Origin of the sequence: Microbispora hainanensis, from assembly GCF_036186745.1 — a bacterium.
GTDB lineage: Bacteria > Actinomycetota > Actinomycetes > Streptosporangiales > Streptosporangiaceae > Microbispora.
Window position 1 is genome coordinate 1,742,751 of record NZ_CP108086.1, and the last position, 19,978, is coordinate 1,762,728.

A 19,978-nucleotide genomic window follows, 5' to 3' on the forward strand; every position below is an offset into this window, starting at 1 on the left:
GATCTCACCTTTCGGTAGTGACGGGAGATGAGGTGCTCGTGGTGGGGCCGGGCTGATAAGGGGGTTCGTAGGTGGGGAGTGCGCCGAACATCCCGGCGCACGTGTCGCGGTAGAAGCCGAGATCGGGGCCGAGGAGGTCGCGCAGCCCGCCCAGGGCCGCCGCGAACTCCGCCTCCCCGTCCGCGCGGCCGTCGAGGAGGCCGGCGAGGGTGCGTACGCCGTCGGCCAGCGCCGCGCGGGCGGCGGCGGCCTGCGGGTTGGCCGACTGGACGTCCCAGTAGACCTCCGGGGTGCCCGAGGCGATCCGGGCCAGCAGCGCGAGCATCGTGGCGTGGGGCGGCGGGGCGACGGCGGCCAGTTCGGCGACGCGGACGCCGAGGCCGGCCAGCGCCAGCCCGAACGACAGCACCGCCGCGTGGGTGAGCGCCTGTGTCGCCGCGGCCAGCCGGTCGTGCTCGTGCGCGCCGAGCCGTACGGCACGGCCGCCCCAGCTCTCGACCAGCCGCAGCAGCGCCCGGGTGCGCGGGCCGTCGTGGACCACGACGGCGGCGACCGGCCGCCCCGCGAAGCCGAGCGACGGGGCGAACATCGGGTTGAGACCGGCCGCCTCGACGTTCCCGGCGTGGGCCAGGATCTCGTCGGCGATCGGGCCCTTGACCGAGAGCGTGTCGGCGAGCAGCGCGCCCGGCCGCATCGCGGCGGCCACCTGCTTCACCGCCGCCAGCGCCACCTGCTCGGGCACCGCGAGCAGGACCAGGTCGGCCCGCCCGAGCTCCTCGGCGAGCTCGGGCCCGATGTCCGTGATGTCGCCCCGCAGGACCCTCGCCTCACCGGCCGGGGGAGCCCCTGCCGTGGATTCCTGCGAGGCGACGTTCACGGCCGGCGCGGACCGGGTGGCGCCTTCCCCGGTGGCGGCGCCGGGCGCGGGGTCGACGACGAGCACCTCGGCGCCGGACCGCAGCAGGTGCCCGGCGAACAGGCCGCCCACGGCGCCCGCGCCGCCGACGACGACGCAGCGCCGCAGCAGGTCCGTGTCTCCGTGGTCCGCCGTCCGGCGGTCCCCGTGATCCGTCGTCGTGTGGTCCCCGCGGGTCATCGTCAGGCCCCCACGGTCTGGGCCGCGGTCTCCAGCACCGCGGTGATCATGGCGCGGGACTTGACGACCGTCTCCTCGAACTCCTCCTCGGGGTCCGACAGCGCCACGATCGCGCCGCCGACCCCGAAGCTGACCCGGTCGCGGGTGGCGACGAGGGTGCGGATGATGATGCTGAGGTCGGTGGCCCCGCCGAGGGAGAACCAGCCGAGCGCGCCGGAGTAGGCGCCGCGCGGGCCCTCCTCCAGGCGGTCGATGATCTCCATCGTGCGGATCTTCGGGGCGCCGGTCATCGAACCGCCGGGGAAGGCGGCCCGCACACAGGTCACCACCGACTCCTCCGGCCGCAGCGTGCCGCGGATCGTGGAGACGAGCTGGTGCACCGGCGCGTACGTCTCGACGTGGAAGAGCCGGGGCACGTGCACCGACCCGACCTCGCAGACCGTGTTCAGGTCGTTGCGGATCAAGTCGACGATCATGAGGTTCTCGGCGCGGTCCTTCTCCCGGCTGAGCAGGTCGTGGCGGAGCGCCTCGTCCTCCTCGGGCGTCGCGCCGCGCGGCCGGGTGCCCTTGATCGGCTTGGACTCGGCGACCCGGTCGGGGCCGATCGTCATGAACCGCTCGGGCGAGGCGCTCAGCACCGCGACGTCGGGGAAGTCGAGCAGCGCGCCGTACGGCACCGGGCTGATCTTCCGCAGGTGGCTGTAGGTCCGCAGCGGGTCGATCTCGGCGCGGACGGTGACCGCGTTGGTGAGGCAGATCTCGTAGGACTCGCCGTGGTAGATCTCCTCCAGGCACTCGCCGATCCGGCTGAGGTAGCCCTGCTTGTCGTGCCGCATCTCCACCACGCCGGCGATCGCCGGGTCGGTCATGCCGATCCCCGCGAACGCGACCGGCTCGGGCGGCTCGTGCCGCGGCAGGGAGAACAGCCGCGCCGCGGTCTCGTCCAGCCAGGCGAGCGCGCCGCCGTCGGTGTCCCCCTCCTCGTTCGTCGTCAGCGCGAGCAGGTAGGAGACCTTCTCCACGGCGTCGAGCACGAGCATCCGGTCGGCGAACAGCAGCGCCGCGTCGGGCTCCTCGGCCTGGTGCGCGGCCTGGCCGCCCGCCTCGGCCTTGAGCTCGTAGCCCAGATAGCCGACGTAGCCGAGGTTGAAGTCGAACGGCAGGCCCTCCGGCGCCGGCACGGCGCGCTCACGCAGCTGCTCGTCCAGGTAGTCGAAGAACGGCTGCTCGATGCGCTGCCGCGACCCGTCGGCCCGGCTGACGGTGACCGTCCGCTCCGGCACCCGGTAGGTGACGTACTCGGCGAGCGGGCCGGAGCCGTCGCCCATGAACGAGAACCGCGACAGCCCCTCGATCACCGAGCTGCTGTCGAGCCAGAAGCCGTGCTCCTTGCCCGCGAACAGCTCCCGGTAGGCGCTCTCCGCGTCCGGCAGCAGCGGCAGCCTGCGCACGTGCACCCGGTACGGCGAGCGGGCGGCGGCGGCGCGCTCCTCCCTCGCCCGGCGGTGGGCCAGCGCGAGGTCGCGGAAGTTGGCCAGCAGCTCGCGGCCGTGCTCGCTGCTGATCGACTCGGGGTGGAACTGGACGCCCCAGATGGGCTCGGTGCGGTGCCGCACCCCCATGACCACGCCGTCGTCGGTCCAGGCCACGGCCTCCAGCTCGTCCGGCAGGTCGGTGGCGGCCAGCGAGTGGTAGCGCACGACCGAGAACGGCGAGGGCAGGCCGGCGAAGATGTCGGCCCCGGTGTGGCGCACCTGCGAGACGCGGCCGTGCATCGGCTGCGGCGCGTGGGTGACGGTGCCGCCGAACAGGTGGCAGATGCCCTGGTGGCCGAGGCAGACGCCGAGCACGGGCAGCCCGCTCTCACGGATGGCCCGCGCGCTCACACCGAAGTCGCGGGCCCGCTCGGGCCGGCCGGGACCCGGGGAGATCACGACGCTGTCGAACTCGTGGATCGGCACCTGGGACCAGTCGGCGTCGTTGCGCACCACGACCGGCGGCTGTCCGTTCACCTCACCCAGGAGCTGGTAGAGGTTGTAGGTGAACGAGTCGTAATTGTCGATCAGGATCGTTCTCATGCCGGGGTTCCTCCAAGCCGTGTCGAAATAGCCGGGTGAGTCGCCGGCGCCGCGCTCACCGAGCGGCGACATCGCCGATCACCAGGTCCTCGACCCTGCAGGTCTCCGCGATGACGAGGTCGTAGAGGCGGCGCAGGAAGTCGGGGTCGATTCCGTGGTCCTGCGCGTATCGGGCGGCCCGCCGCTGCACGATGCCGATGCGGTGGGGCTGCATCATCGGGACGTTGTGCTCACGCTTGAAATGCGCGATTTCCACACAGCACTCGATACGCCTGCGCAGTGTGTCGAGCAGCGACTCGTCGATACGGTCGAGCGAGGCCCGCAGCGTCTCCAGACCGTCTTCTCCGGCGCCGTTGCCAGCCATTGAACAGCCCTCCAATCGGGGGTTCACGGATGTTCCGGCCCTATCGGAACGAATTCAGGATTCGGTCGGGCGCGCATTTCTCACAACCCCTAACGGCCCCACAGCGCGGCCGGACAATCCAGGACGACCTCGGACTTCTCGGAACCCCGAGGCAGGGCGGGCGTGAGGCGGCCGGCGACCCCGGTCCACCCCTATCGGGAAACCGGTCATCCCGAATGATCGGGAAATTTCATTGACCGTCCGAAAATGGCGGAACTAATGTCCGTTCGCGAAGTGCCTGTGAGCACGTGCGAGAAACGGCGGTGGCGAAAGTGAAACCTCGAGCATTCGTACTTACCGGATCATTCCTGGTGATCTGCCGGGCCCCTCTTTATCTGCGCGAACTGTCCCGCCGGGGGCTCAAGATCCTGGTGGTCACGCCGGCCTCCTGGCGGGAGAAGGCCCTGGCCCAGATGCGCGACCCCGCGCACCCGGCCTCGGTCATCGAGGAGATCGCCTTCACCGACGGCGACGTCAACACCGACAACTCGTTCACGGCCGGCGTGATCTCCGGCGTACGGGCATGGCGGGACCGCTACGACATCACCGGCGTCTACGCGGTCGGCGAGACCCTGGTCGAGCCGACCGGCCTGGTCGCCGACGCTCTCGGGCTGCCCTCTCCCGGCCTGCGGGCCACCCGCGCCTGCCGCAGCAAGTATCTGCAGCGGTGGTATCTGCCGGAGTTCAGCCCGGCCTCGGTGGTCGTCCCCGCGGCCGGGCGCGCCGCGTTCACCGGCGAGGGCGTGTCGTTCCCCGCCGTGGTCAAGCCCGCGAGCCGGCACTCCAGCTCGGGTGTGGAGACCGTGCACAACGCCGCCGAGCTGCGCGCCCGGCTCGACGCGTATCTGCCGCACGAGACGGTGCTGGTGGAGGAGAAGGTGACCGGCCAGGAGTTCTCCGTGGAGAGCCTGGTGCAGGACGGCCGGGTCCTGTTCGCCTCGGTGACCCGCAAGGAGACGACCGAGTCGGGCGCCCGCACCTTCGTCGAGCTGTCCCACTCGGTGCCGAACGAGCTGGACGGCGTGAACCAGATCATCCTCGACGCCAACCGGCGCATGCTCGAACGGCTGGCCTTCGCCGACGGCATCGCGCACGCCGAATGGCGGGTGGACGGCGAGGGCCGCCCCTATCTGATGGAGGTGGCCGCGCGCACTCCCGGCGACGGCCTGTCGATCCTCTACTCGCTCGCGACCGGCGCCCCGATGGAGCCGGAGATCATCCGCATCGCCCTCGGCGAGCCCGCGGCCTATCCCGCGCCGCGCCGGTACGCCCGCCAGGTCTACCTGGAGCACGAGCCCGGGCGGCTCGGCGACGTCACGGTGGACTGGCCGGGCGTCTCACCGGCCTGGGTCGGCGAGGGCGGCCTGTGGCCCGAGGTCGAGCCGGGCGCCCCGGACGACCCGCCCACGCTGCGCGCCGTGCTCGTGCTCAAGGACCGCGGCGCCGAGCTCGGGCCGCTGCACAGCTCCGACGACCGCGCGGTGACGTTCCTCATCGACGCCGCCACCCCGGCCGAGCTGGACGAGCTGGAGATACGCGTGCGGGACGCCGTACGGATCCACCTGCTGGAGACCGCCGGCGTCCGGATGTAGTCGTGGACGCGCGGAGCGCGGCGGGAGGCGATGCGCCTCCCGCCGCGCCCGGCTTTTCAGGTCGCCTACATCAAGGGTCGCCTACACCAGGGGTCAGGGGTAGCTGACCACGTTGACCGGGACGGTGGCCGTGCCCTGGGCCGCGCCGCCCGTGTTGTTGATGACGTGGGCGATCGTTCCGACGCCGCCCAGCGACACCGTGAGCAGGTCATGGAACTTCACACCCGTCTTGTCGGGCACCTCGAAGCCGCGATCGGCGACGATCGAGGGGTCGGTGCTGAAGTTGCAGTAGCTGCCCATGCCCCAGGCCTCGTGCGTGTTCACGTTGTCGGCCACCTTGTAGGCGGCGTAGCCCCGGGTCGAGCCGTTCATCCAGGACGCCTGGTTCGGCGGGTCGTAGGGCAGCTCGTTCTGGAAGAAGATCGTCCTGCCGCCCTCGCCGTTCCAGATCACCTCGTACTTCTTGTAGTGCTCGACGAACAGGCCGTACGCGATGACGTTGTCGCCGTTGACGATCACGCCGGTGTCCGCCGGGTTGGTGTTCCAGCCCACGCCCGCGCCGTGGTCGGCCCGCCACGCCCAGATGTGGTCGATGATCGTGTTGTCGCTGTTCACGACCAGGCTCGTCGTGGCCGAGCCGGGTCCCGCGCCGCCGATCCGGAAGAACACGTCCTGCACCGAGATCGGGTTGGCGGCGTGGCTCCCCGAGGCGCCGTCGGGGCCGATCCGCAGCAGCACCGGCGAGTTGACCGTGCCGGCGTCGAAGAGCAGACCGGCGATCTTCACGCCGTCGACGTCCGCGACATTCATCGCGACGACCCCGTTGTCCGGGATCAGGGTGGCGTAGCCGAGCCCGAGCACCACCGTGTTCGCCCTGGTCACGTTGAGCGTCTGGTTGAGGTGATAGACGCCAGGCGTGAACAGCAGGTTGAGGCCCTGGCTCAGCGCCTGGTTGAGGGTGGCGGCGCTGTCGGACGGCTTGGCGACGTAGAACTGCGTCAGCGGGATCGACGAGCCCGGGGTCGGGCCGTTCGCCCAGGTCACGCCGCTCGAGTTCGTCCGCGGCGACGGGACGAACACGCGGTAGGCGCCGCCCGAGTCCACGTACAGGTACGGCTTCTCCCGGGTGACGGGGCTGGTCGCCAGCGTCGTGTAGGGCGGGTTGGGGAAGCTCTGCGCCGGAGCGCCGACGACGCCGGAGAACACCATGTTCCACACCGCGTTGGTCCAGCCGCCGATGGTGCTGTCGCGGGTGAACCACTGCTGCTGGGAGTACGGGCCGACCGTGCCGTCGATCTTGCTGTCGGCGATGTAGCCGCCGCTGGCCCAGCCGTACCCGTTGGGGGCGAGGTTCAGCCCGCCGCGCACGTGGATCCGCCGGAACGGCGCGGCCTGGGCCACGGCCCAGCGGTCGGTGCCGTTGACCGGCACGACGGCCAGGTTCTCCGCCGACCGCCAGAAGTTCTGGGTGGCGTTGCCGTTGAACCATCCGGCGTCGACGGTGATGTCACCGTTGATCGTCACGTCGTCGGGCGACTGGCCGAGGCCGGAGATCGAGGTGTAGAAGCCGATCTGGGCGTTGAGGCCGCTGTAGGTGCCCGGCTTGAACAGCAGCGCGTAGCGCTCGCTGCCGAACTGGTTCGACTCCTGCTGACTGAAGATCGTGTCGAGCGTGTTCTGGATGCTCGCGCTCGACATCGACGGGTCGAAGATCTTCACGTTCGGCCCGAGGTCGCCGCCACCCGGCAGGCCGGGACCGCCGTCGTCACCGCCGCCGGTGGTGTTGACGGCGAACTCCCAGAGCGAGTAGCCGTACGCCGTGGCCCTGGTCAGGCCGTACATCCGGACGTAGCGGCCGGTCGCCGACACGTCGAGCGACTGCGTCCCGGCGACGCCGTTGACCGTGGCGGTCGCGTCCGACCAAGTGGACCCGTCGGCCGAGACCTGGATCTTGAACGTCTGGGCGCGTGCGGTCTCCCAGTTGAGCACGACCCGGCAGATCTGCTGCGAACTGCCGAGATCCACCTGGATCCACTGCGGATCACTGAACGCGCTCGACCACCGGGTGCCGGCATCGCCGTCGAACGCCGCCGACGCCGGGGACGCGGCGTTCTCGGTCGAGGAGGCCGACGCGGTCTTACCCTGCGCGACGTTGGTGGTGCCGCAGGTGGTCCCACCGCCACCCGTCTCCGTGTTGACGGCGAACTCCCAGAGCGAGTAGCCGTACGCCGTGGCGCGGGTGAGCCCGTACATCCGGACGTAGCGGCCGGTCGCCGACACGTCGAGCGACTGCGTCCCGGCGACGCCGTTGACCGTGGCGGTCGCGTCCGACCAAGTGGACCCGTCGGCCGAGACCTGGATCTTGAACGTCTGGGCGCGTGCGGTCTCCCAGTTGAGCACGACCCGGCAGATCTGCTGCGAACTGCCGAGATCCACCTGGATCCACTGCGGATCACTGAACGCGCTCGACCACCGGGTGCCGGCATCGCCGTCGAACGCCGCCGACGCCGGGGACGCGGCGTTCTCGGTCGAGGAGGCCGACGCGGTCTTACCCTGCGCGACGTTGGTGGTGCCGCAGGTGGTCCCACCGCCACCCGTCTCCGTGTTGACGGCGAACTCCCAGAGCGAGTAGCCGTACGCCGTGGCGCGGGTGAGCCCGTACATCCGGACGTAGCGGCCGGTCGCCGACACGTCGAGCGACTGCGTCCCGGCGACGCCGTTGACCGTGGCGGTCGCGTCCGACCAAGTGGACCCGTCGGCCGAGACCTGGATCTTGAACGTCTGGGCGCGTGCGGTCTCCCAGTTGAGCACGACCCGGCAGATCTGCTGCGAACTGCCGAGATCCACCTGGATCCACTGCGGATCACTGAACGCGCTCGACCACCGGGTGCCGGCATCGCCGTCGAACGCCGCCGACGCCGGCGTCCCGGCGTTCTCGGTCGAGGAGGCCGACGCGGTCTTGCCCTGCGCGACGTTGGTGGTGCCGCAGGCCGCCGCCGCGGCGGTGTAGGTGGCGGGGACGACGCCGGTCACGGCCGCGAAGGTCGCCAGCGCCACGAGCCCGGCCGCGACCAGGCCGGAGCGCCCGCGCCGCCTGCGCGGCCGTCCGTGCGCGGGGTGAGGCGGGGAGGATGGAGGCATGTACGTCTCCTCGGTGCGGAGCCCCTCGGGCGAGGGTGCGGGGGATGAGAGAGGTCCAGCGGCATGAGCGTGCGCCCCCTGATCGCTTATGTCAAGGCTTAGTTCACGACCAGAATTATCGGTTGACTCCGGCGCCCCGGCGGATGTTAGTCTCCGGGAGAGCGCTCTCCAACGTCACGAGTCCGACCGATTCCCCGCCCGTTAACACTGCCGGATCACCCGCGGCCGCCGCTCCCCTTCCCCTCGCGCGGCGCCCGCCTCCGGGGCACTTCGGCGCGCGGCTCGGTCCCGGCATGCACAAGGAGGTCCCGTAAGGCGTGCCTCATCCCCCCGCCACGCGCGGGGTTTCCTACGTCGCCCGGCCGCGTGCGGGGTCGCATGAAGCCCGGCCAGCGCCCGGCCGCGTGCAGGGCCCTTCCGTGAAGCCCGGGCCGTGTCGTCAGCCGGCGGCGGTGATCCGCGCGACCTGCGGCGCGTTCAGGAACTCCTCCAGCACGAGCGTGGCGGCCCCGAGCGCGACCGCGTCGGGGCCGAGGCGGCCCAGCACGATCGACGTCGCGGCGTACGGCTCGGCCAGCGAGTTGGCGGCGGTGGCGCGGCGAATGTCGGGCAGCAGGCTCTCGCCGAGCTGGACCCCCACCCAGCCGCCTATCACGATCTTCTCGGGGTTGATCAGGTTGACCAGGTTGGCCAGGCCCACGCCCAGATAGGTGACGGTCTCCTCGACCACCGAAGAATTCGAGGCCAGTACGCCCGCGAGGTCCTCCTCCCAGTCGCCCCGCGAGGTGACTCCCGCCCGGTCGAGGATGGCCTCGATCCCGATGTACGCCTCCAGGCAGCCGCGGCCGCCGCAGCGGCAGGGCCGCCCGTTCGCCACGATCTTGGTGTGGCCCCACTCCCCGGCGCTGCTGCTGACCCCGCGGAACGTGGTGCCGTCGGCCACGATGGTCGCGCCCACCCCCACGCCGAGCAGCACGATGACCGCCTCCGAGGCGCCCCGGCCCGAGCCGAACCACAGCTCGGCCTGGCCCATCGTCTTGGCGCCGTTGTCCACGTACAGCGGGAGCGAGGTCCCCCGGCGCAGGAGCGCTCCAAGCGGCACGCCGTCCCAGCCGAAGGTCTTGGCGTGGATGACGCCGTCGGCGCCCGGCTCGACTATGCCGGGAACCCCCACGCCGATGCCGAGCACCTGCTCCGGGGACACCCCGGCGTCCGACAGCACGACGTCGACCCCGGCGAGGATGTGCCGGGCGATCAGCTCGGGATCGTGGCGGGCCGGCCGCAGCATGTAGTCCACCTTGGCCCGCTCGGTCATCTCCAGGTCGAACAGCCCGACCCGGACGTGCGTCTCCGCCACGTCGACGCCGACCGCGAAGCCGTACTCGGGGTTGACCCGCAGCAGCACGCGGGGCCGGCCGCCGTCCGACTCCACCTGGCCCGCCTCGATGACGATGTTCTCGCCCAGCAGGTCGGCGGTCATCGTGCTGACCGTGGCGGCGCTCAGCCCGGTGCGGGCGGTGAGGTCGTTTCTGCTGGTCGGGCCGGAGAAGTAGAGCGTGCGCAGCAACACGGCCCGGTTGCCCCTGCGGATATCCCGAACCGTCCTGCGCTGAGGCCTCGCCATGACCACCCTCCCCGTCGCGACACGGTCATCTTAGTTCAGAGGCGAAAACAAGCACCTCCGCCCTTGTCCGACCTCTTCACCGTGCCATCTCCGGATTACCCGTCCATTACGACGCGGTGTCGTCCCCACCCTTCTTCCAGACCGTGAACTGACACCGCATGCGCCCCGCGGCTACTCCGCTCCGGTGATCGGCTCCCACCCCGTCGCGGACGGCCGCATGGTCGAGGCGTTTCTGGCGAGCAGCGCAGGGACCTCGGACTCGGCGTTCGAGACCGACGTCACGGCAGCGCGAGAACGCCTCCGCGACGAGATGCGGAGCACGCGGCCCGACGCCTGACGGCGGCCACCGGGCGGCGTCAGCAGGAAGACGCGGTCAGCACAGGGTGCCGGCGGCGCGGAGCTCGATGATCGTCTGGCGGGCGAGCTCGCCGAAGTCGTCGCCGCCGGTCGTGGCGCTCCAGCGCTCGTAGGCGATTTTCATGGCCAGCGCGCCCAGTTGCGCGGCCACGGACGCGGTCAGGCCCGGCACTCCGCGCCGCGTGAGCGCGTCGGCCATCGACGCGGTGAGGCCGAGGCCCTTCAGCGCCTCGCGTTCCTGCAGTTCAGGGTGGGCGGCGATCACCGCCAGCCTGCGGGCGGCGAATTCGCGGCGGTCGGGGGTGAAGACCTCCTTCCCGACCACGTCGAGAGCGTGCGCCACCGCCTCCAACGGCGTGGCGGTCGCGGGCGCCTCGGCGATGCCCTTGGCGAGCAGGCCGCTCATCGTGTCTCCGCCGAAGAGCACTTCCCGCTTGTCCGGGAAGTGGCGGAAGAAGGTGCTCTTCGTCAGCCCGGCACGCTCCGCGATCTCGATGACGGTCGTGTTCTCGTAGCCCCGCTCCTCGAAGAGTTCGAGGGCGGCGAGGATCAGTCGTTCCGACGCGTTGGGCTGCCAGCGGGCCATGAGGCAAGTGTACGGGACTTGGTCCCATCACTCATGTATGGTGATGGGACCAAGTCCCATCAGTGCTGTCCGGAGGTCCCCATGAGCCGAGCCGTCGTTTACGAGACGTTCGGAGGTCCCGAGGTGCTGGAGCTGCGCGACGTCCCGGAGCCGCACGCCGGTCCGGGCGAGGTACGCGTCCGCGTGACGGCCGCCGGCCTGAACCCGATGGACTGGATCATCACCTCGACCCCCGAGGCGGCCACGATGTTCGGTCTCACCCTGCCGTCCGGCTTCGGCTACGACTTCGCGGGCGTCGTCGACGAGGCCGGCGAAGGGGCCTGCGAAGGGGCCGGCGGTTTCGCCGTGGGCGACCGTGTCTACGGAGGCGCGATGGCGAGGGCCGCCGCCGACTTCCTGGTGATGAAGGCTCCGGCGCCCGGCGCGTTGTTCCACACGCCGGACGGCATCGGCGACGAGGTGGCGGCCACGCTCCCGGTGGCCGGTCTGACCGCCGTCGCCGCTCTGGACGCGATCGGCCTGCGATCCGGCGACACCCTCCTGGTCGGCGGCGCGGCCGGCGGCGTCGGCGTGTTCGCCGTACAGCTCGCGCGGCTCGCCGGCGCAAGGGTGATCGGGACCGCCGCGGAGGGCACGTTCGACTTCCTGCGATCACTGGGCGCGGAGCCCGTGACCTACGGCCCGGGGCTCGCGGACCGGGTGCGGGCGCTGGCTCCCGGTGGTGTGACCGCCGCGACGGACCTGTTCGGCACCGAGACGGCCGAGGCGGCGCTCGCGCTCGGCGTGTCACCCGAGCGGATCTCCACGATCGCCGCGGGCCCGAACCCTCCCGGCGGCGTACGCGCGACCGGGGGCGAGCAGGCCACCCCTGCCGACCTGGAGCGGATCACCGACGCGATCCTCGCCGGCGCGATCACCGTGCCCATCGCCGCGACCTTCCCGATCGAGCGGATCCGCGACGCCGTGACGCTGCAGGCCGGACGCCACGTCCACGGCAAGATCGTGATCACGCTGTGACTCCGGCCGTCAGGCGCGGGCGGTCGCGAGTTCCTTCATGAGGGTGTCCACGAGGGCGGCGGCGGGGAGGTCGCGGCAGCGGCGGTAACCGTGGCCGCACCACAGCGCCATCGCCTCGGGGTCGCCGTGCTCGGCCGCCGCCCGGCGCAGGCCCTTCGTCAGGTGGTGCACCTGGGGGTAGTACGGGGGCGCCGACGCCTCGTGCTCGGCCATGAACCGGTTGGCCAGGCCGCGTGCCGTGCGTCCGGAAAATGCCCGGGTGAACGCGGTGCGGGTGAAGCGGGGGTCGGCGAGGGCGGCCCTGTGCACGGGATGCGTCCCGCTCTCCGGGGTGCGCAGGAACGCCGTGCCCAGTTGCGCGGCGACCGCGCCCGCGGCGAGGGCGGCGGCGACGTCCGCGCCGTCCATGATCCCCCCGGCCGCGACGAGCGGCACATCGGTCGTCTCACGCACGAGCCGCACGAGTTCCGGCAGGTCGTCGGGTGCCGTCCAGGAGTTCGGCCAGTCCGGCGGCGGGGTCAGGAAGGCCGCCTGGTGCCCGCCCGCTCCCGGGCCCTGCACCACCACCGCGTCGGCGCCGGCCTCGGCCGCCGCGACCGCCTCCCACGGGGTGTTGACCATGACCATGATCACGGCTCCGGTGTCGTGGAGACGGGCCGTCACCTCGGGCGGCGGGCAGCCGAAGGTGAAGGAGGCCACCGGCACGCGTTCGTCCACCAGCACGTCGATCTTGGCGTCCCACGCGTCGTCGTCCCAGGCGGGGGCCTCCGGCAGCGTCACGCCGTACCGCTCGGCCTCGGGGGCGAGCTCCTCGCGATAGCGGGCCACCGCCGCGTCGTCACCCGGCTCCCGCCGCGCCGCGAAGTCGGGGACGAAGACGTTCACCCCGAACGGCCGGTCCGTCCGCTCGCGCACCGCCGCGATGTCCCGGCGCACGTCCTCCGCCGTACGGTAACCCGCGGCGAGGAACCCGAGGCCGCCCGCCCCGGACACCGCCGCCACCAGAGCCGGGGTGGACGGGCCGCCCGCCATGGGCGCCTGGATGATCGGGCTCGACGGCCCGAAGGGAAGGGCGCGACCGGTCACGGTGCCTCCTCACTCGTCTGGACAGCAGCCTAGAACGCGGTCGACGAGCGCTCCGGCGGCCCCCGTGTAGTCGGCGGGGTCGAACAACCGGGCCAGGTCGAGCCCTTCGGGCACGGGCAGGAGCTCCTCCAGCACCTCGGCCACCGGACGCCCGGACGCGGCGGCCTCCGCGGACGCCTCCCCGAGCAGCCGCTTGGCGGCGACCTTCCCCAGCACCGGCGCGAGCACGGCCGCCGCCCGTTCCGTGACGGTCAGGCTGCCGGTGAGCGCGAGGTTGGCCCGCATGCGCTCGGGGAACGCGACCAGTCCCTCGGCCAGCTCGGCCGTCACGGCGGCGGCCCCGCCGACCAGGCGCAGGCACTCGCGCAGCGGCTGCCACTCGGCGTGCCAGGCGCCGGCGGGCCGTTCGTCCTCGGCGAGCAGGCACTGGTGGAGGCTCGCGGCGAGCGCGGGCACCTGGATCGCCGCCGACCGCACGAGGGTGGCGAGGACCGGGTTGCGCTTGTGGGGCATCGCCGACGACACGCCCCGGCCGGGGGCGGCAGGCTCCACGACCTCGGCCACCTCGGTGCGCGACAGCGACTGCACGTCAACCGCGATCTTCCCGAGCACCCCGGCGGCGAGGGCCAGCGCCCCGGCGAGGTCGGCGATCGGAATGCGCAGGACATGCCAGGGGACCACCGGCTCGGCCAGCCCCACCTCGGCCGCGAACGCCGCGATCAGCCGGTCCGGGTACGACTCCGGGCCGGGCACCCCCGCGATCCGCGCGTACTCCACGTAGCCCGCCAGCGTGCCGGCCGCGCCGCCGAGCTCGGCGGGCAGCTCCGCGCGCACCCGGCGCAGCCGGGCCGCGGCCTCGCGTACGGCGTGCAGCCACCCGGCCGCCTTCAGGCCGAAGGTCGTGGGCACCGCCTGCTGGGTCAGCGTGCGGCCCGGCATGAGCGTGTCGCGGTGCCGCGCCGCGAGCCCGGCGAGCGCGGTCGCGGCACGATCGAGGTCGGCGGTGATCAGATCGAGGGTCCGCGCGGCCACCAGCATGGCGGCCGTGTCCATGATGTCCTGGCTTGTCGAGCCGCGGTGCACATATTCGGCCGCGGCCGGATCCACCACCGCCACGGCCGCCGTCAGGTCCTCGACCAGCGCCACGACCGGGTTGGCCGCCTCGCGGGCGCGCAGGGCCAGGGCCGCGAGGTCGAGGCCGCCCGCCTCCGCCACCTTGCCGATGGTCTCCGCGGCCTCCATGGGGACGACCCCGAGCCGGGCCTGCGCGCGGACCAGGGCGGCCTCCGCGTCGAGCATCGCGCGCAGCCACGCGCCGTCGCCGGTCGCCCGCTCCGCCGCCGAACCCACCCGCACCGGGGCCAGCAGGCCCATATCCAGCTCGTTCATCACACACCCGCCCGGGTCGCGGCGCACGCGGAGGCGGCGAGAGCCGTACGGGGTCCGGGGGCCACGCGTGCGACGCGGCGGCGGTCCGGCAGGGCACGCGCGGGCGTCAGCGCGAGCACGCTGCGGGCGATGGCGTCGGAGTCGCCGAGGATCACGGAGTTCACCCCCGGCCGCACGCCCGCGGCCGTCACCCAGTGGACCGACTCGGTGGGCACGCCGTACGCGAACCGCCGCGGGTGGGCCCGCCCGTCCGCGTCGAGCAGCCGGTAGGGCCGGCGGGTCACCGCGAGGCCGCCCGTCTCGTAGCCGGTGTCGCCGCGCCGCCCGCCGATCACGTACGCCCGGCACTGGCCGGTCCGCAGCAGGTGACGCAGCAGGGGGTCGGCCGTGCGCCGCAGGTCGATCTCGGGCAGCCGCGCCTCGACGAGCACCCTGGCCCGTACGGCGGAGCCCGGCACGGCGGCCGACTCGGCCTCGAAGACGCCGTCGCGGGCGTGCACCCGCATGCCGGGACCGATGACGGTGAGCACACCGGCCTCGATGAGCGCGATCATCTGCTCCACCCGCTCGGCCGGCGGCCCGATGGACAGGAACGCGTTGAGCGGCGTGTACCACCGGTCGAGGTCGTCGCGGTGGGAGCGCCCGGTGAGCCCGCCGTGGTCGACCACCTGCCTGACCTCGTTGCGCAGGTCGCGCAGCACGTCGAGGGCGGCCTTCAGCGGCCCGCTCACGTTGCCCGCGCGGGCCTGGGTCAGGTCGGTGCGCAGATAGGCGGTCAGCCACTCGCGCCAGTCGTCGGGCCCGGTGAAGCCGATGCCCCGGTAGGGCTCGGCGACGCGCTCCCAGTCCCACCGGACCGCCTCGCCGATGCCGAAGGCGTCGAGCACCTTGGCCTCCCCGGGGTCGCCCCAGGAGAAGGCGAGGTAGGCGGCGCGGAAGCGATCGGCCACGCACTCGCACTCCCGCCGCGCCAGCAGCGTGGCGTAGTAGACGGTCTCGACCTCCTTGGCGATCAGCGGCCACAGGTCGGCGCGGAAGTCGAGCCCGCCGCGGGCGGCCGAGCGCGCGGCCAGCGACGCGATCCTGCCCGGCGTGAGCAGCAGCGGCTCGTGCCTGCCCTCGACGCCCTTCTCGTTCTCGCCCCGCGACTGATACGGAATGCCGCGGCGCGATCCGGCGTACAGGCGGGGCTCCTGGCCGGAGGGCCGATAGACGAGGCGGCCCTCCTCACCCCGCTCGAACCGGCCGCCGCGCCCGATCGTCAGCAGCGCCATGTGGTCGAAGAAGTTGAGCCCGAGGCCGCGCAGCAGCACCGCCTCCCCGGGACGTACGTCGCCGAGGTCGACATCGGCGGGGTTTGCGGGCGGCACGTGGACCAGGTCGTGGGCGGCGGCGTACGCGGCGGCCTCCCGCTCGGCGTCCGTGGGCTCGACCGGCAGGTGCCCCTGCGCCAGGACCACCGCGTCGAGCGAGCCGAGCACGGTGCCGTCCTCCAGCACCACCCGCTGCGCGCCGGTGCCGGGCACGTCGTCGAGCGCGGTCGCCCGGGTGGCGTGCACCCGCACCTCCACCTGCCGGGGCGCCCGCGCGACCACCCGCTCGAACACCCAGCGCAGGTAGCGGCCGTAGAAGGCGCGGGTGGGGTAGGTGTCGGGCCCGAGCCGCCGCGCCTCGGCGAGCACGTGCTCCTCGACGCCGTCCGGGAAGAGCACCAGGTGGCGCGCCCACTCGTACAGGCTCGGGCCGGTCTCCAGCGGCCCCCGTATGTCGACGCTGGGGTCGGTGAAGAGCGTGACCTGCGAGGCGACGGTGTTCATCAGTAGCTGCCCCGGCTGGTCGGTGCGCCACACCTGGCCTGCCCCCGGCGGGTACGGATCGACGACGTGCACCAGGAGGCGTGCCCGCGGCGGCAGCCGGCGCGCGTTGGCGCACAGCCGCTCGATCACCGACATGCCGCGCGGCCCCGCTCCGATCACGCACACCTCGAACGGCCGGGTCGATCGTGTCGTCGTGTTCATCCGCTCCTCCGGTTCCCCTCAGTTCCGATCAGGTCGTGAGACGAGGATGCGGTAGCGAAGCCTTCGTGAGGTATGTCACATTTGGCGAGGCGGTGTTAAGCATTGCTTCATGCATGACGTGACGCGGCTGGCGGCGCTGGTGGCGGTCGCCGAAGCCGGTTCGATCACCCGGGCGGCGGCCCGCCTCGGTTACACGCCGCCCGCGCTGTCGCAGCAGATCGCCAAGCTGGAGCGGGAGGCGGGAGCCGCACTCGTGATCCGGCACCGCCGCGGCGCCACCCTCACGGCGGCGGGCGAGCTGCTGGTGGAGCACGCCCGGCGGGTGCTCGACGAGCTCGAACGGGCCCGCCACGGCCTGTCCGCGCTCGCCGGCCTGTCCGGCGGGCACATCACGATCGGCACCTTCACAACCGCAGGCATCCACCTGTTACCACCGGTGCTCGCGGCGTTCCGGCGGGCTCACCCCGCCGTGGAGGTGAATGTGAAGGAGTACGAACCGCCGTCGGGGCTGCCCGCGCTGGCCACCGGCGAGGCGGATCTCGTGCTCACCCACACCTACGAGCATCAGCCCGACCCCGCACTCCCCTCGGGGGTCACCGTCGAGGCACTGCTGGTGGAGGAGCTGGTGCTGGTGGCCGCCCCCGGGCACGCGCTCACCGATCCGGCCGAGCCGCTGCCGTGGCCCGAGCTCGCCGGGCGACCGCTGATCAGCGGCTCGCGCGGGCTGGCCAACCGGGAGGCGCTCGAGGCGCTGTTTCGCCGCGAGGGGCTGGCGCCGCCCGTCGTGGCGTACGAGACGGGCAACTACGGCATGTCCTGCGCCCTCGCCAGCGGGGGCATGGGCCTCGCCCTCGTGCCGAGGACCGTGGCCGACCTGGCGGAAAACCCCCTCAGCGTACGGCGGCTCGCCCCGCCGGGCCTGCACCGGACGATCAGCCTGGCCTGGCGGTCCGACGACAGGTCTCCGGCGCTGGCGACCATGCGTTCGCTGTTCAGGAACACCGGCAAGACGACACCCCGGCGGCCCCACGAGGAGCCGCCGAGGTGAGGAGCGCTCAGTCGAACTCGGGGTCGGTGGTGCGGCTGCGCTTCATCTCGTAGAAGTACGGGAACTTCGCCATGGCCAGGGCGCCGTCGAAGATGCGGACGGCCTCCTCACCGCGCGGAATGCGGGTCATGACCGGGCCGAAGAACGCCACACCGTCGATGTGGATCGTGGGCGTGCCCACCTCGTCGCCGACCGGGTCCATGCCCTCGTGGTGCATGCGGCGCAGTGCCTCGTCGTACTCGTCGGTGCCGGCGGCGTCGGCCAGCTCGACCGGCAGGCCGACCTCGGCGAGCGCCTCCTTGGCGACGACTCCGTAGTCCTTGTTGTCCTGGTTGTGAATGCGGGTGCCCATCGCGGTGTAGAGGTCGCGCAGCACGCCCTCGCCGTGCTGCTGCGCGGCGGCGATGCACACGCGGACCGGGCCGCGCCACCGGGGCACCGCCTCGCGGTAGAAGTCGGACAGGTCCTCCTTGCCCTCGTTGAGCACGGAAAGACTCATCACCCGGAACCGCAGGTCGATGTCGCGCTGCTTCTCGACCTCCAGAATCCACCGCGACGTGACCCACGCGAAGGGGCAGACGGGGTCGAAGTAGAAGTCCACTCGGGGACGGCTGCCCGCTCCGGCCTGGTCGGCGGCGCTGTCGATGTCGCTCATGAAAACACTCCTGACGAACGGGGTGGGGGGGCCGGTTTCGCGAGCGTATCCAATGACGGGAAGGCGACGACACCGGTCTCGACCCCTTAAAGCACGACCGGCTTCCCCCTATTTCGGGGCAGCCGGTGGCGTTCCCGCCCACCCTGCTCTCTAGGGTGGTTTCGTGACCGAGTTGCAGAAGAACGCGGCCGCCCTGCGGGCGCTGCACGTGCCCGGCGACCCTGTCGTGCTGCCCAACGCCTGGGACGCCGCGTCGGCACGCGCCGTCGAGGCGGCCGGGTTCCCCGCCGTCGCCACCGGTAGCGCCGCCGTCGCCGCAGTCCTGGGCTACGAGGACGGGCACGACGCTCCCGCCGACGAGATGTTCGCGGCCGTGGCCCGCATCAGCCGGGTCGTGACCGTCCCCGTCACCGCCGACGTGGAGCGCGGCTACGGCCTGAAGCCCGCCGAGCTCGTCGAACGGCTGGCCGCCGCGGGCGCCGCGGGCTGCAACCTGGAGGACTCCGACCCGGCGACCGGCGCGTTGATCGACGCCGCCGAGCAGGCGGACTTCCTGGCCGCCGTGCGGGCGGCGGCGGACGAGGCCGGCACCGGCCTGGTGATCAACGCCCGCGCGGACACCTTCATCCACGGCTCCGCAACCCCGGACGAGAGGCTCGCGGCGGCGATCGACCGGGGCCGCCGCTACCTCGCGGCCGGCGCCGACTGCGTCTATCCGATCCTCGCGGGCGATCCCGAGGTGATCGGCGCGCTCGCCCGGGAGATCGGCGGCCCGGTCAACGTGCTCATGCGGCCGGGCGTGCCGTCCATCCGCGACCTCGCCGCCCTCGGCGTGGCCAGGATCAGCTTCGGCCCCGGCATCCACCGGGCGGCCCAGGCGCTCACTACCCGCATGCTGGACGCCATCGCCCGGGGAGACGACCCCTTCCCGTCCGCCTGACCACGCCGGCCCGCCTACGGCTCGCCGTACGACCAGCCCGACCAGCGCTCGACCCGGACGAGGATCGCGGGCCCGGCCGGGGGCCGATCGCGATACTGGGCGTACTTGCGCACCAGCCACGCCACGGCCCGCTCGCGTTCGTCGCCGCCCTCCACGACGCGGGCGTGCCCGTCGGCGCGCACCCACCACAGCCGTTCCCAGTCGTCCTCGTAGTGGTCGGCCAGCAGGCAGACGCGGGGATTGCCGCGGATGTCGCGCAGCCGTCGCAGGTCGGTGGTGGTCTTCGGCTTGTGGTCCACCGCCGTCACCACGGTGCCCTTCTCGCCGTCCGGCAGCACGGCGAACGTGACCGGGACGAGCCGCGGCGCGCCCCCGGCCCCGACGGTCGCGAGGCGGGCCACCCGGGCCTGCTCGAACAGCTTCCTGGCCCGCTCCTCGGGCACTCTCACCTGGCCAGCCTACGCACGGTGAACACGTACGTCGCTTGATCGTTTTTATGCGGCGGCCTATGGTGTCGGCCATGGAGGCATCTGAGTTACTCGAGCGGGCCCGCTCGCGCGCATCCGACCCCGAAGACCCTCTGGAAATCCTGTCCGCCGCGATCACCCTGTGCCGGGACCTGTCCGGCGAACCGGGTGGCGAGGTGGACGCCCTGCTCGATCTCGCGGTGTGCCGGGCCCGCGAGGCCGGCGCGTCCTGGACCGCCATCGGTGAGCGGTTCGGGTTCATCAGGCGAAGCTCGCGCAGGCGTTTCACGCCCGCCTTCGCCCACCGGCACCTGGTCAACCGCCGCATGAAGCGCGACGCCGCCTGCTCCTTCTGCCGCAGGCCGCCGGGTCCGCGCGTCCACATGGTCCACGGCGAGGGCGGGCGCATCTGCGACCGCTGCGTGGCACTGGCCGGAAACATCGTCGCCGGGCTGGCCCGCCGCGGCCGCTGACACACCCC

The 19,978-nt window shown here is 72.6% G+C and carries 17 protein-coding genes; 6 read left to right on the forward strand and 11 right to left on the reverse strand.

Annotation, left to right across the window (positions count from 1 at the left end; translation table 11 throughout):
- Window positions 1–4 precede the first annotated feature (4 nt).
- From OHB01_RS07915 to OHB01_RS07925, 3 genes are read right to left on the reverse strand one after another with little or no spacing between them, the layout of a single operon-like run.
- A complete protein-coding gene (locus OHB01_RS07915; RefSeq protein ID WP_328855160.1) occupies window positions 5–1,096 on the reverse strand; it encodes a prephenate dehydrogenase/arogenate dehydrogenase family protein in 1,092 nt (363 codons plus the stop codon).
- A 2-nt stretch (window positions 1,097–1,098) separates the two neighbouring features.
- On the reverse strand, window positions 1,099–3,174 hold the full coding sequence (gene pabB, locus OHB01_RS07920; protein WP_142649428.1) for an aminodeoxychorismate synthase component I: 2,076 nt from the start codon (window positions 3,172–3,174) through the stop codon (window positions 1,099–1,101).
- Window positions 3,175–3,229: 55 nt separating this feature from the next.
- Complete coding sequence (locus OHB01_RS07925) at window positions 3,230–3,538, reverse strand: chorismate mutase family protein (RefSeq protein WP_142621117.1); 309 nt, start codon at window positions 3,536–3,538, stop codon at window positions 3,230–3,232.
- Window positions 3,539–3,888: 350 nt separating this feature from the next.
- On the opposite strand from OHB01_RS07925, the gene OHB01_RS07930 reads away from it, so the two are divergent.
- Window positions 3,889–5,169 carry an ATP-grasp domain-containing protein gene (locus OHB01_RS07930; protein ID WP_328855161.1) on the forward strand — a complete coding sequence of 427 codons (1,281 nt, stop codon included), beginning with the start codon at window positions 3,889–3,891 and terminating at the stop codon, window positions 5,167–5,169.
- Window positions 5,170–5,262: 93 nt separating this feature from the next.
- On the opposite strand, the gene OHB01_RS07935 is transcribed toward OHB01_RS07930, so the two are convergent.
- Both OHB01_RS07935 and OHB01_RS07940 read right to left on the reverse strand, forming a co-directional pair.
- Window positions 5,263–8,310 (reverse strand): discoidin domain-containing protein, encoded by a 3,048-nt coding sequence (locus OHB01_RS07935; protein ID WP_328855162.1) that lies wholly within the window; start codon window positions 8,308–8,310, stop codon window positions 5,263–5,265.
- Window positions 8,311–8,749: 439 nt separating this feature from the next.
- The gene (locus OHB01_RS07940; protein WP_142649430.1) at window positions 8,750–9,934 is read right to left on the reverse strand and encodes an ROK family protein; all 1,185 of its coding nucleotides are present in this window, start codon (window positions 9,932–9,934) and stop codon (window positions 8,750–8,752) included.
- Between the two features lie 184 nt (window positions 9,935–10,118).
- Here OHB01_RS07940 and OHB01_RS07945 point away from each other — a divergent pair, with 184 nt between their 5' ends.
- Entirely contained in the window at window positions 10,119–10,271 is a 153-nt protein-coding gene (locus tag OHB01_RS07945) for a hypothetical protein (RefSeq protein WP_187280607.1), read from the forward strand.
- Between the two features lie 36 nt (window positions 10,272–10,307).
- Here the strand turns inward: OHB01_RS07945 and OHB01_RS07950 are convergent, their stop codons facing one another.
- Window positions 10,308–10,877, reverse strand: coding sequence for a TetR/AcrR family transcriptional regulator (locus OHB01_RS07950; RefSeq protein WP_147943036.1), 570 nt, complete (start codon window positions 10,875–10,877; stop codon window positions 10,308–10,310).
- Window positions 10,878–10,958: 81 nt separating this feature from the next.
- Here OHB01_RS07950 and OHB01_RS07955 point away from each other — a divergent pair, with 81 nt between their 5' ends.
- Window positions 10,959–11,894, forward strand: a complete 936-nt coding sequence (locus OHB01_RS07955) for an NADP-dependent oxidoreductase (protein WP_328855163.1) — start codon at window positions 10,959–10,961, stop codon at window positions 11,892–11,894.
- 9 nt (window positions 11,895–11,903) lie between these two features.
- On the opposite strand, the gene OHB01_RS07960 is transcribed toward OHB01_RS07955, so the two are convergent.
- The 3 genes from OHB01_RS07960 to OHB01_RS07970 are packed head-to-tail and all read right to left on the reverse strand — an operon-like array spanning window position 11,904 to window position 16,387.
- Window positions 11,904–12,980 (reverse strand): nitronate monooxygenase, encoded by a 1,077-nt coding sequence (locus tag OHB01_RS07960; RefSeq protein WP_261985735.1) that lies wholly within the window; start codon window positions 12,978–12,980, stop codon window positions 11,904–11,906.
- A 9-nt stretch (window positions 12,981–12,989) separates the two neighbouring features.
- Complete coding sequence (gene pcaB, locus OHB01_RS07965) at window positions 12,990–14,369, reverse strand: 3-carboxy-cis,cis-muconate cycloisomerase (RefSeq protein WP_142649433.1); 1,380 nt, start codon at window positions 14,367–14,369, stop codon at window positions 12,990–12,992.
- Window positions 14,369–16,387, reverse strand: a complete 2,019-nt coding sequence (locus OHB01_RS07970; protein WP_142649434.1) for an FAD/NAD(P)-binding protein — start codon at window positions 16,385–16,387, stop codon at window positions 14,369–14,371. Before OHB01_RS07970 ends, pcaB begins: the two co-directional genes overlap by 1 nt.
- Before the next feature lie 109 nt (window positions 16,388–16,496).
- On the opposite strand from OHB01_RS07970, the gene OHB01_RS07975 reads away from it, so the two are divergent.
- Window positions 16,497–17,435 (forward strand): LysR family transcriptional regulator, encoded by a 939-nt coding sequence (locus tag OHB01_RS07975; RefSeq protein WP_142649435.1) that lies wholly within the window; start codon window positions 16,497–16,499, stop codon window positions 17,433–17,435.
- Between the two features lie 7 nt (window positions 17,436–17,442).
- On the opposite strand, the gene OHB01_RS07980 is transcribed toward OHB01_RS07975, so the two are convergent.
- The gene (locus tag OHB01_RS07980; RefSeq protein WP_142649436.1) at window positions 17,443–18,090 is read right to left on the reverse strand and encodes a DsbA family protein; all 648 of its coding nucleotides are present in this window, start codon (window positions 18,088–18,090) and stop codon (window positions 17,443–17,445) included.
- Window positions 18,091–18,253: 163 nt separating this feature from the next.
- Between OHB01_RS07980 and OHB01_RS07985 the strand changes: the two genes are divergently transcribed.
- Window positions 18,254–19,030, forward strand: a complete 777-nt coding sequence (locus OHB01_RS07985; RefSeq protein WP_142649437.1) for an isocitrate lyase/PEP mutase family protein — start codon at window positions 18,254–18,256, stop codon at window positions 19,028–19,030.
- A 14-nt stretch (window positions 19,031–19,044) separates the two neighbouring features.
- Here OHB01_RS07985 and OHB01_RS07990 read toward each other — a convergent pair whose 3' ends face one another.
- Window positions 19,045–19,479, reverse strand: coding sequence for a TIGR03668 family PPOX class F420-dependent oxidoreductase (locus OHB01_RS07990; RefSeq protein ID WP_328855164.1), 435 nt, complete (start codon window positions 19,477–19,479; stop codon window positions 19,045–19,047).
- 71 nt (window positions 19,480–19,550) lie between these two features.
- Between OHB01_RS07990 and OHB01_RS07995 the strand changes: the two genes are divergently transcribed.
- The gene (locus OHB01_RS07995) at window positions 19,551–19,970 is read left to right on the forward strand and encodes a ClpX C4-type zinc finger protein (protein ID WP_168066194.1); all 420 of its coding nucleotides are present in this window, start codon (window positions 19,551–19,553) and stop codon (window positions 19,968–19,970) included.
- Window positions 19,971–19,978: the final 8 nt, after the last annotated feature.